This window comes from Gimesia sp. (genome assembly GCF_048262075.1).
Taxonomy (GTDB): domain Bacteria; phylum Planctomycetota; class Planctomycetia; order Planctomycetales; family Planctomycetaceae; genus Gimesia.
This window is the reverse complement of the sequence record NZ_JBLXFK010000004.1, coordinates 480,085-491,104: the sequence shown is the minus strand read 5'-3', so window position 1 is coordinate 491,104 and position 11,020 is coordinate 480,085. Positions and strand designations below refer to the sequence as shown.

Annotated in this window: 9 protein-coding genes; 1 reads left to right on the top strand and 8 read right to left on the bottom strand. The window is 52.0% G+C overall.

The genetic code is table 11. The annotated features are described in order from the left end of the window. Nucleotides 1–193: 193 nt before the first annotated feature. The 7 genes from ACN0YH_RS11740 to miaA form a co-directional block, all read right to left on the bottom strand. Nucleotides 194–1,819: a response regulator gene (locus ACN0YH_RS11740; protein WP_417379749.1), complete on the bottom strand. Its 1,626-nt coding sequence runs from the start codon at nucleotides 1,817–1,819 to the stop codon at nucleotides 194–196. A gap of 230 nt (nucleotides 1,820–2,049) precedes the next feature. Beyond that, nucleotides 2,050–2,958 carry a hypothetical protein gene (locus ACN0YH_RS11735; protein ID WP_417379748.1) on the bottom strand — a complete coding sequence of 303 codons (909 nt, stop codon included), beginning with the start codon at nucleotides 2,956–2,958 and terminating at the stop codon, nucleotides 2,050–2,052. A 16-nt stretch (nucleotides 2,959–2,974) separates the two neighbouring features. Then, on the bottom strand, nucleotides 2,975–3,748 hold the full coding sequence (locus tag ACN0YH_RS11730; RefSeq protein WP_417379747.1) for an SDR family NAD(P)-dependent oxidoreductase: 774 nt from the start codon (nucleotides 3,746–3,748) through the stop codon (nucleotides 2,975–2,977). A gap of 25 nt (nucleotides 3,749–3,773) precedes the next feature. Then, complete coding sequence (nadB, locus tag ACN0YH_RS11725) at nucleotides 3,774–5,393, bottom strand: L-aspartate oxidase (RefSeq protein ID WP_417379746.1); 1,620 nt, start codon at nucleotides 5,391–5,393, stop codon at nucleotides 3,774–3,776. Nucleotides 5,394–5,461: 68 nt separating this feature from the next. After that, nucleotides 5,462–6,259, bottom strand: a complete 798-nt coding sequence (locus ACN0YH_RS11720; protein WP_417379745.1) for an SDR family oxidoreductase — start codon at nucleotides 6,257–6,259, stop codon at nucleotides 5,462–5,464. 74 nt (nucleotides 6,260–6,333) lie between these two features. Next, entirely contained in the window at nucleotides 6,334–7,182 is an 849-nt protein-coding gene (locus tag ACN0YH_RS11715) for a menaquinone biosynthesis family protein (RefSeq protein ID WP_417379744.1), read from the bottom strand. 470 nt (nucleotides 7,183–7,652) lie between these two features. Next, complete coding sequence (gene miaA / locus ACN0YH_RS11710; protein WP_417379743.1) at nucleotides 7,653–8,591, bottom strand: tRNA (adenosine(37)-N6)-dimethylallyltransferase MiaA; 939 nt, start codon at nucleotides 8,589–8,591, stop codon at nucleotides 7,653–7,655. Between the two features lie 176 nt (nucleotides 8,592–8,767). On the opposite strand from miaA, the gene ACN0YH_RS11705 reads away from it, so the two are divergent. Next, nucleotides 8,768–9,214, top strand: a complete 447-nt coding sequence (locus tag ACN0YH_RS11705) for an SRPBCC family protein (RefSeq protein ID WP_417379742.1) — start codon at nucleotides 8,768–8,770, stop codon at nucleotides 9,212–9,214. A gap of 8 nt (nucleotides 9,215–9,222) precedes the next feature. On the opposite strand, the gene ACN0YH_RS11700 is transcribed toward ACN0YH_RS11705, so the two are convergent. Next, complete coding sequence (locus ACN0YH_RS11700; protein WP_417379741.1) at nucleotides 9,223–10,851, bottom strand: flagellar hook-basal body protein; 1,629 nt, start codon at nucleotides 10,849–10,851, stop codon at nucleotides 9,223–9,225. Between the last annotated feature and the right edge of the window lie 169 nt (nucleotides 10,852–11,020).

The following is an 11,020-nucleotide window of genomic DNA, read 5'->3' as shown; positions in this document are numbered from 1 at the left end:
CGTTTTGCCAAACACAATTTCCAGCGAACTGGCAAAAAATCAGAAAATTAAAACGTGACAGCGTCACGCAGGCATCATTGCGCAAACACAAATCAAAAAAACAGCGGCAGTGCCATTCGTTCCTGACACCTTTTTTAGCTTCTGACACCTTTTTTAGCTCCAATAAGCCATGAGCTACCTCGATGGTGCGTGGTTAAACAACTGACTCGGCTTCACAGAAATCCGCGACCATGTTGACCAGTTTTCTGCGGTCAATGGGTTTGGTGAGATAGTCATTGCAGCCGACACTGATGCATTTTTCCCGATCTCCTTCCATGGCATTGGCGGTCAGAGAGATAATCGGTCCTGGATAACCCTGCTCACGCAGGAGTCGGGTCGCGCTATACCCATCCAGAATCGGCATCTGCATATCCATCAGGACCACATCATACAGTAACCCGATTTCCAATGCCCGCATTGCGGCCTTCCGGGCAGCTTCACCATTTCCTGCTACCGTCACTTCGGCTCCGGATTTCTTCAAAATAAAGCTGATCAGCTTCTGGTTATCAGGGCCATCCTCTGCCAGCAGGACTTTTTTCCCTTTCAGTGCAAAGGCCTGTTCCTCAAGCTGGGCAGCAGTCTCCGATGCGCGTGCCGCGCGGGATTTCCTCTTTGGTAATTCCTGCAGTAGCTGAATGTCTTCCAGGTTGCCTGTACTCACCGTTGCATTGAACCGGGAACCCTGGTTTAACTCGCTGGTCGCTGAAATATCACCACCCAGAACATCGGTGAGACGTTTGCAGATGGTCAGCCCCAGTCCCGTTCCACCATATTTCCGGGTAGTAGAAGAATCGGCCTGAGAAAAAGGACGAAACAGACCGGCCATCTGAGCTTCTGTCATCCCGATTCCCTGGTCAATCACGGTAAACTGAACCTGAGGTGTTCCACCAGGATTTTCCAGATAGGATGTCTCCAGGCGAATCGTGCCCACTTCCGTAAATTTTATCGCATTCCCGATCAGGTTGATCAGAATCTGTCGGATCCGTGTCGGGTCGGAATGAATCTCTGCAGGCAGTGGGAACTGGTAACTGGCTTCCAGCTTCAGTCCTTTGGCTTCTGCTCTGACCTGCACCAGTTCCAGCACTTCTTCCACAATTGTCTGGGGTGAACAGAGAATTGATTCGACATCCAGTTTCCCTGCCTCGATTTTGGACAGATCCAGAATATCGTTGATCAGCTCCATCAAATGCCCGCCGTTACGTTTGATGGTATCCAGCGAATCGGAGATCAGCTCGGGCAACTGGAGCGACTTTGCTTCCAGCTCCAGAAGTTCCGTATAACCTAGAATGGCTGTCATCGGCGTCCGGATTTCATGACTCATATTTGCCAGGAAGGCACTTTTAGACCGGTTGGCAGCCTCGGCCTGTTTACGTAATGATTTCTGTTCGCGCAGCAGTTCCAGTGCACGAATTGCGTTTCGCACGCGGGCTTTGATTTCGGAATCGGTCGCCGGTTTGGGAATGTAATCGAAGGCACCTTCCTCAAAGGCGCGTGTAATTCCTTTGCCATCGTTTTGAGACGTCACCATGATCACGGCGACTTCGTCGACCTTAAAGTTCGCGCGTACCTCACGCAGAACGGCAAAGCCATCCAGGACTGGCATCTCCACATCCAGCAGTACCAGATCTGGTTTCAGTTCATGAACTTTTTGCCGACCTTCTTCGCCATCAGCAGCGGTATGAAGTTCGTACCCATCCTGCTGCAGTGCCTTAGAGAGAATTCTGCGGACAACGTCCGAATCATCGACAATTAAGATCTTAGCGGGTTGATTATTGCTCATGTTTATTCTGTCTATGCCTGACTTGACAGTTTTTGAACTGGGAAAGTTTATCTAAAGCTAGGTCAGAGAATGAAGTTGAGTCAGCTAACTGCAGGGGTTTCCCCCGTATTTAAGGCGAAACTCCGGGCGCAAGTTCCGATTAAAAGAGTTACGACAGATTTCGCAGAAGGTTCAGTGCGGTAGATGGCCCACACACTTTTTCAGGTATTCCCTGAAAACTTCCAGTTCGTTCAGTCATCAGAGATACGTAAGGCAGGTATTTCCTGTTTGAGGGAATCCAGGACGTCATCGGAAACGCCGGTATTGCTCAGGCTCAACTCTACCAGCTCGGGAGTGGCAGACAAATAAGACACGCCCACATCGGTCACCGCCGTATGATCCAGCACCAGCACTTTGAGATGCGGCAGGCGGGCCAGCATTTTCAGACCCACATCGGTAATCTGTGTGCCATCCAGGTGTAAGATTTCCAGATTGCGACACTCGGAAATCACTGTCGCCGTATGATCGGTAACCGGGCAGTTTGATAATAGCAAACAAGTTAAGGTTTCTTTAGCAGCACCCTGCTTTAGTATAACCAGTTCTTCTTCCTGAAAAGTAGAATCTGCCAGGCTGATGCCCGACAGTCCCTTTTTATTTAAGAGATTCATCAGAACTGATTGCTTAAGCTGGCATGTCCAGATTGAAAGATATTTTAGCTGGGTGATTCGTGACAGCGCAGCCGCCCGTTTCTGATCAATTATAAAACCTGATAAATGAATTTCTTTCAGCTTATGAAAATCGGGTAACAGCGCAAATAATTCATCGATCTCCTCGGAACTGTTTTCAGGCTGCCTGTCCCATTCCAACCAGTTTACAGAGCGATGATAATTGATAATGGGTCGTGGTATAAAAGCGGGGCCTGGTGCCGAACCATAATTGAAAACAGCGGTTTTTCCTGCATCATTCTCATCAATGACCAGTAGTTGCGCCTTCTGCTTCTGAAAGGCTGAAACGTGCGAATGAAATCGTATGACCAGAAAGACCGACCAGACGACCAAAGCGCAAATTGCAATGAGAGTGGCAATCAGACCACGGCGGATGAGAATCCGTCTGTTCTTTTGATTGATTTGAACAGACGTGGTTTCGACATCAGCACTCATTCACACCTCAACTCACTCAGCGGGCGGTCCACCCGCCATCAACGGTGACCATACTGCCCGTCATATAACTGGACGCATCGCTGGCCAGAAAGATCGCCGCGCCCTGAATCTCTTCCATCCGTGCCCAGCGGTTCATCGCCACAGCGCCGACGATGAATTTTTTGATCTCTTCGGTTTCCGCAAACGGTTCATTCATCGGCGTCAGAAACGGTCCCGGGCAGATCGCGTTACACGTAATTCCGTATTCACACAGTTCCAGTCCCAGCGCCCGCGTCATCTGCACCATGGCGCCTTTGCTGGCAGTGTAAGGCGTACGGTTCGACATGCCCACCAGACCCAGCGTACTGGCCAGGTTGATAATCTTTCCGTATTTCGCCGCCTTCATATGCGGTACGACAGACCGCACGCATAACCAGGGACCGGTCACATTTACATTCTGCACATCCTGAAATTCTTCGAGCGTCAGTTCATCAATGGGCCCGCGAATATTAATGCCCGCGTTATTGATCAGAATATCGATCTTGCCGAACTCCGAGATCGCCCGCTCGGTCATGGCGGCCACCTGGTCTGCATCGGTCACATCGGCTGCCATACCGATCACCTTGTTTCCATAGTCGGACTGAATCTGAGCTGCTGTTGCTTCGACTTCAGCCTGGTTGCGACTGGTGAGCAGTAGATTCGCGCCCGCCGATGCCAGACCTTCCGCCATTGCTGAACCCAGGCCCTTGGAACCTCCGGTAATAATGGCAGCACGACCAGTTAAATCGAACAGTTTGATTCCAGGCAGCATGGATCATCCTTCCTCAGAGAGATATTCAACGGGTAGAGATTACAGAAATATGTTTCTGGAACGCAGGATCTATCTCCGGATAATCACTGCGATAATGCACGCCGCGACTTTCGCGCCGCTCAATCGCCGAAGTGATCATCAGCTGCGAAACCAGCAGCATGTTCTGCAGTTCCCAGCCATTCAATGTTCTGAATTCACGATCGACTACATACCGGTTCCAGAAGTCAACTTTGTCTTTGGCATTTTTTAACGAATCGGCACTGCGGGTAATGCCCACGTCGCGCCACATCAGGCTCGCCAGTGAGTTGCGCAGATCCTTGCTGTTTAAATCTTCGTCGGAACGTTTTTCGACATCCCAGTCCGGCAGCAGGGAAGCCGAATACTGGTCCGGTTGATTCAAAGCCGCCTCTGAGGCACCGCGGCCCGCAGCAGCGCCAAAGATCAAACCTTCCAGCAAACTGTTCGATGCCAGTCGATTACTGCCGTGCAGCCCGGTCGAAGTCACTTCGCCGGCCGCCCACAGATTCGGCACCGACGTTTGTGCCTGCAGGTCGGTCTTCACACCACCAATCATGTAATGCGCACCAGGTCGGACGGGGATCTGATCTTTCGAGAGGTCCAGCCCGAAGCTCGCGCAGACTTTGCTGATGTTGGGAAACCGCTCTTTGACCAGCGATTTTTCCAGGTGGGTCAAATCGAGATACACGCAGGAATGGCTGGTTTTCAGCATGCGATCGGTAATCGCCCGGCTCACAATATCGCGATGCGCCAGCTCCAGATCGGGATGATATTCCGACATGAACCGCACGCCGTTACAGTCGCGCAGATAAGCGCCTTCGCCACGAACCGCTTCGGAAATCAGATACCGGGCACCGCCAGCAATATAGAGTACGGTGGGATGGAACTGCATGAACTCCATGTCCTGCAGCAGTGCCCCCGCGCGGAACGCCAGAGCATGCCCATCACCGGTCGCCAGTGGAGGATTCGTGGATTCGCGAAACAGACAGCCCGCGCCCCCGGTTGCTAAAATCACCTGCTTGGCCCAGATCAGCGATTTACCATGGTAGCGATTCCAGATCACCGCGCCCCGGCACTTGCCGTTCTCCGTGACCAGATCAATGGTCGGTGTTTTGGTCCAGGTCTGAATAGAAGGTCGACTGTTGACCGCCAGCACCAGTGCCCGCATCAGTTCTTTGCCCGTGGCATCGCCCAGCGCATGCGCTACACGACGGTGACTGTGCCCCCCCTCTTTGGTGAGCGCGATTTTACCATCTTCCGTATCGAAATCGGCCCCCAGTTCCACCAGTTCCTGGATATGTCGCGGCGCCTCGCGGCACACATATTCTACCAGGGCCTCATCACACAGATTCTTGCCAGCCGCCAGCGTATCCTGGATATGATTAGTGATGTTATCCAGCGGGTCGAGCACTCCCGCGATGCCACCCTGGGCATACGCACTGTTTGACTGCGAGACCTTACCTTTATTGACGATGATCGTTTCCAGCCGCGGATCGATCTCCAGCGCGGCCCGGGAACCGGCGATTCCGCCACCAATGATCAGCACATCGGTAAAGATATGGGGGATGCGTTTCGGATTGATTCGAGCAAGATAGCGCTGACCAGGTTCAATAGAAATCGGATCCAAGTCTCAGTGCTCCTTAAGCTCATTTTGCCGAGACCAGCGGCTTCATCAACCGCTGCGCCTCGCAGAGATCAGATAGTCATGCAGGAAAATCCGCCATCGACGGCAACATTCGTTCCCGTGACAAAACTGCCGGCTTTGCCAGCCGCCAGCAGCAGCACGGCACCCGCCAGTTCTTCGGGATCACCAAATCGATTGGCGGGCGTATGATTCATAATACTCGCTACCCGCTCTGGTGTCAGCACTTTTCGATTCTGTTCTGCAGGAAAAAAGCCGGGAGAGAGCGCATTCACACGAATACTCCGCTCCGCCCATTCGCGGGCCAGATTCTGCGTCAGATTCAAAACCGCTGCTTTCGAAGCCGAATACGTAAACACGCGCGACAGCGGCGTGATGGCACTCATGGAAGCAATGTTGATAATCGAACCGGCAACATTGTTGTCCAGCATCGACTGGCCGAACACCTGGCAGGCGACTTTCACACTCAGCAGATTCACGCGGAAGATCTGCTCCCACTCTTCATCACTGATTTCCAGGAAAGGAGTCGCTGCGTTGATGCCTGCACCGTTGACAAGAATATCGGTCGTGCGTCCATTCGATTTGAGATGCGCCACCAGTGCTTCCAAGTCAGCGCGGCTGGTGGAATCGGCTTTGAAGAATTCTGCGGTCCCCTGCAGTTCTTCAATCATCTTTACGCGGCCGGCCCCGTTTTCCGCGTTGCGACCCACAATCACAACATGAGCGCCCGCCTGCGCCAGAGTATCGGCGATGGCACCACCCAGGACGCCGGTCCCTCCGATGACAACCGCTGTTTTACCCGTCAGGCCGAACAGGCTCTGCAGATATTCCGATGAGCTGGATTCACTCATCACATACCACCTTCTCTATATATTTGAACCAACAACAGCCTGAAAGATGTGTCCTTCAGGCTGTGATTGAAGTCTTAACCAATGAATTCCAGTTTAACCGGGTTGGGAATAATGCCTGCTTCGTAACCCCGCTTCAGCAACTCAGCGACGGCTTCCCGCCCCTTTTCGCCGAAGTCCAGCGTCCAGTCGTTGACATACATGCCTACGAATTTATCAGCGCTGTCCCGGTTCAGATCGCGACCATACTGTAACGCATGATCCAGAGCTTCACCCCGGTGTTCCAGGCCATATTCGATGCTGCGCTTTAGAATGGCAGTAACTTCTTCCATCATCTCCTGGCCCATGTCTTTGCGAATCGCATTCGCACCAAGGGGCAGAGGCAGACCGGTTTCTTCGTACCACCACTCGCCCAGATCGACGACCAGTTTCAATCCCTGACTGCCATAAGTCAACTGGCCTTCATGGATGATCAGACCCGCATCGAACTTGCCCTGCTCGACCAGATTCAGAATCTCATCGAAGGGATGCTCTTCATATTCGAAGTCATCACCCAGCAGTAATTTGAGTGCCAGAAACGCGGTGGTCAACTTACCGGGAATCGCAATTTTTTTGCCCCGCAGATCGTCAATGCTCCACGCTTCGCGGGCGACAACCATTGGACCATATTTGTCACCCATGGACGCCCCACAGGAACAGATCGCGTAGGTATCTGTCAGGTAGGCATATCCGTGCAGACTGACAGCTGTCAGCTCCAGCTCGGCATTGAAGGCCCGCTGGTTCAGCGATTCAATATCCTGTAACTCATGAGTAAATCGATACTTACCAGTTTCGATCTTGTCATTTGCCAGAGCATGAAACATAAAGGCATCGTCCGGATCGGGACTGTGGCCTACCTGAATTAATATTTTTTCATCTGTCATCATGGGTCACACACAAATAATGGGGTCTTGGTGAATATGTAAACGATTGAACGCCGGCTGACGCACCAGCTTCAACAGCAGACTATATAAGCTCAAAAGCGTTGCAGAACACTATAGAGAGTTCCCCGCCACTTAGCCACCTTGCAGCAATAACAACTTCAAAGCCGATAACTGGCAACAAAAAACGCTTCCAGCTGATCGAGTAAGTCTCTGAAACCCCGAAGTTATTGAATCAGGAAAACAAAACATGTATATTAATACACATTAGACCGGTTTGTTTTTCTACCACGAAACACACGAAAAAGCACGAAATTTCAAATTGAATTTTCATACTGTTGAGATGAGGCAGGCTAATAATCTCAACACAAAAATAGAGAGAAGTTGATTTTTTAGAGTGAAGAAACTCTGACTGTTACGGGCTACCAACTGAATTTTTTCGTGTGGTTTCGTGCTTTTCGTGGTAGCAGTAAAACTCACTCATATTCCAGTATTTTCTGCAGCAAGTCAGCCGGACTGTCTTCAGGATGCACATCAATTTCGCGGCATTCGGTGATGTTGCGAAAAAACGTATGCTGGCGTTTGGCGAACCGCCGCGTCTGCTGTTTCAGCATTTCGACCGCCCGTTCCCAGGACCACACGCCTTCCAGGTAATCGATCAGCTCTTTATATCCCAGCGCCTGCCGCGCCGTGCGACCCATCGGCACTTCCGCTGCCAATAACTGTTTGACTTCGTCCAGCAACCCTTCCTCCAGCATTTGATCGACGCGCAGATTGATGCGGTCATACAGCCACTCCCGGTCCGGCAGTAACCAGAAGACGTGCGCCGGACATTCCTCGGGGGTCAGTACATCTTCCGCATGTTGAGACGATAGCGGGACGCCGGTCACATGATAGACTTCCAGTGCGCGGGCCACGCGGCGGACATCGTTGAAATGATATTTCTCTGCAGAAACCGGATCGACGGCTGCCAGTCGCTGATGCAGCGCTTCATTCCCTTCCGCCGCTGCAAACGTTTCCAGCTCGCTGCGATAATCCCAGTCGGCAGAAGGCCCGTTAAACACGCCACGCAAAATTGCCCGCAAATACAGACCCGTTCCCCCGACGAACAGTGGCGTTTTTCCGCGAGCGACAATCTCTCGGCAACATGCTTCCGCCTCCGTAAAGTAGTCGGCGACACTGTACTTTTCATGCGGATCAATCAGATCCAGCAGATGGTGGGGCACCCGTTCCCGATCGGATGCAGACGCTTTCGCGGTCCCGATATTCATGCCTCGATACAACGACATCGAGTCCATCGCCAGGATTTCAGCGTTCAGATGTTCTGCCAGCAGCAGGCTGAGTTCGGTCTTGCCACACGCGGTGGGACCTGCCAGAAACCAGCACTGTTGTAGGATTTCCCGGGGAAACTGCATGTTGAATCAACTTGGAATCACGAGCGTCCCCTCGTCAAAATGGGGGACTCTCTGTTTACGGGGACTCGTCATCCGAGCCCTTTTCAGCTAGGATACACGAGGAATTGCGATACCTTCACAATTCCTGACTGTCATAGAGTATATTTATCCGCGTCGAATGTCGAAAGAGAGACACCATGGCGAGTTTTGAAGCCAGCGTTCAACTGAATGCCACACCGCAGGAAATGTTTGAATTTCTGATTGATACCGAGAACATCCTGAAGATCAGTCCCCCCGATACCGGCCTGTCGTTCACGAAAAAACCAGATAAATTATATCACGGCGCCATTCTGGAATTTCAGATCCAGGGCTTCGGTAAAGTTCAGGAAGGGACACACGAAATCATCGTGTTTGAAGAACCCACGCTGTTCACCGAAAAGCAGATCTCAGGCCCGCTCAAATCATACACCCACGAACACCATATCGTACCCGCTGGTGAAAACCAGATCACGCTCATCGATCGACTGGAGTTCGAACCACCCGGAGGCCTGCTCGGCTTTCTGATCACCGAATCCAAACTCCTCGACCTGTTCGACGAAGGCTTCTATCAGCGTCACCTGACACTGAAGAAACTGTTTCCCTGAGCCACGAGTCATTTGATAATCGAACGATTGCCCTGCTGCAACTGCTGACCTTGTGGTCGGGCGATCCGTTCTGCAGGCAGACCCAGGTCCGCCTGTACCGGTTCATCGGGTTCCGTCAGGTAAACGGTTTTTAAAGCATCCAGTCTCTGTTTGATCAATGACAGCTGCTCCAGTTCTTCGGTGATCGAGACATTGGATGCTTCCAGAACACCAGGCCGAATCACTCCTGCCCCTTTAGATCCCGGCGTCAAAACCCGAGCGACACCCGCACGGGGAGTTGCGGTAAACAGACAGGACTCCCGCGGAAACAACTCACTCGCATCAGTGAAGCAGGCAATTTGAAGTTCGCCGGCGGCCACTTCCTCTTCCATGTCAGGCAGCAGAGCAGTTACTTTTCCCGTTTCCGAAATTTGAATGGAATGCGCCTCAGCAGGCAGCTTGATCTCGGGCACGATCAGATAATTGTGCTGTGAACCACGAATACACAACCGGCGGTCGGCATCAAACATCAGTCGCCCCGTGCGGGTGAACGCGGTTGTCTCTCCCAGTCGCACCTGTAGAAAACCCTGCCCCTCAATGGCGATATCAAGTTCACGCCCCGTTTTCAGCAGTTCGCCATTCGCCTGGGAAATACGCGTCTGCAGAACCTGGCTGCCCATGCCTACCGCGATCGGCGGTTCCGTTTCCGATTCTTCACTCGACGGCGATTTGACATATTCATACGGCAGTGATTCAAATTCAACATACAAGCGCTTAAAGCCAATTGTCCCGGCGTTCGCGATATTATTCACAATTACGTCCCGAGATAATCGTAAGGCATCAACCGTCGGACGCAGACGCTGCTGCAATTCGTCCCGGTCCGCTTTGGAAGAAAAACCGATGAACCCCGACTGATCGGGCAATACATTTTGTGTTGAAGAAACCGGCCGCTGAGGCATCGAAGCTTCAAACCGCGGCTCCAGTTGCACCCACTTGTCCTGTGAGCCGCGCATGGCACCTTTGGGCTGCAGCAGTTTGCGAATCGAAAGTAAATCGGAGGCCACTTTGTGAGGCACGCCTCGCAGTTCTTCAAACCAGATCTGTAATTCTTCCTCGGTTGCGTCAGGCAGATGCTCGCGAATAATCGAACGCGTCATCTTGTCATCGCGTTCATCAGAGCGTTTTTGTGAATCAGCCAGCGGCTCTGCATTCAAGGGAGGCATCAAAGGGCCGGGCGTTTGCAGAAAATCCTGAAACGGTTTTGCCAGAGTCGGCGGCTCCGGATCAGCATCTTCTCTGATGTCGCCTGAAAGCTCGGTTTCCACCGTGCCCGGCGTACGCAACACAGGACCATTCACCGCAGCATCATCCGAGGTGAGTTCAGCCGTATTCTCTGTCAGGTCTTCGGTTTCTGCCAGCGCCAGTTCTACGGGATCCACAGACCCTATACCCAGGATGCTTCCTTCCTGAATCCACTCTCCCTCTTCAGCGGCGTCAGCAGTGAATTCGCGTGGTTCCTGCGTCAGTGTGAGGGAGACAGGAGTACGCCCCTCAGCAAAGCCCAGGTCCTTCAGATACAGAATTCCCTGAACAAACAACACACCGCTTAAGACACAAACGGAAACAGCAAAAATGATCCGCTCAAAGTTTTTTCTCATATCCTGCTTCCTTGCAGTAACAAGGTTCGACATCCAGTTTCGACCTGCTGATTCCTGGAGCGCATCACATTTAACCACAGCGTCTCTCAAACTATTTTACTCGGTTCAAATAGCCCCGAAGACGCTACAGTAAAACTGGACACAGTCTAGATCAAATCAGAATCGTTAA

Excerpts from the sequence above, each read along its gene's own strand:
- miaA (WP_417379743.1), bottom strand. The coding sequence starts at position 8,591 with ATGCAGTTTCCCCGGGAAATCCTACAACAGTGCTGGTTTCTGGCAGGT.
- ACN0YH_RS11700 (WP_417379741.1), bottom strand. The coding sequence starts at position 10,851 with ATGAGAAAAAACTTTGAGCGGATCATTTTTGCTGTTTCCGTTTGTGTC.
- ACN0YH_RS11705 (WP_417379742.1), top strand. The coding sequence starts at position 8,768 with ATGGCGAGTTTTGAAGCCAGCGTTCAACTGAATGCCACACCGCAGGAA.
- ACN0YH_RS11715 (WP_417379744.1), bottom strand. The coding sequence starts at position 7,182 with ATGATGACAGATGAAAAAATATTAATTCAGGTAGGCCACAGTCCCGAT.
- ACN0YH_RS11735 (WP_417379748.1), bottom strand. The coding sequence starts at position 2,958 with ATGAGTGCTGATGTCGAAACCACGTCTGTTCAAATCAATCAAAAGAAC.
- ACN0YH_RS11730 (WP_417379747.1), bottom strand. The coding sequence starts at position 3,748 with ATGCTGCCTGGAATCAAACTGTTCGATTTAACTGGTCGTGCTGCCATT.
- ACN0YH_RS11740 (WP_417379749.1), bottom strand. The coding sequence starts at position 1,819 with ATGAGCAATAATCAACCCGCTAAGATCTTAATTGTCGATGATTCGGAC.
- ACN0YH_RS11720 (WP_417379745.1), bottom strand. The coding sequence starts at position 6,259 with ATGAGTGAATCCAGCTCATCGGAATATCTGCAGAGCCTGTTCGGCCTG.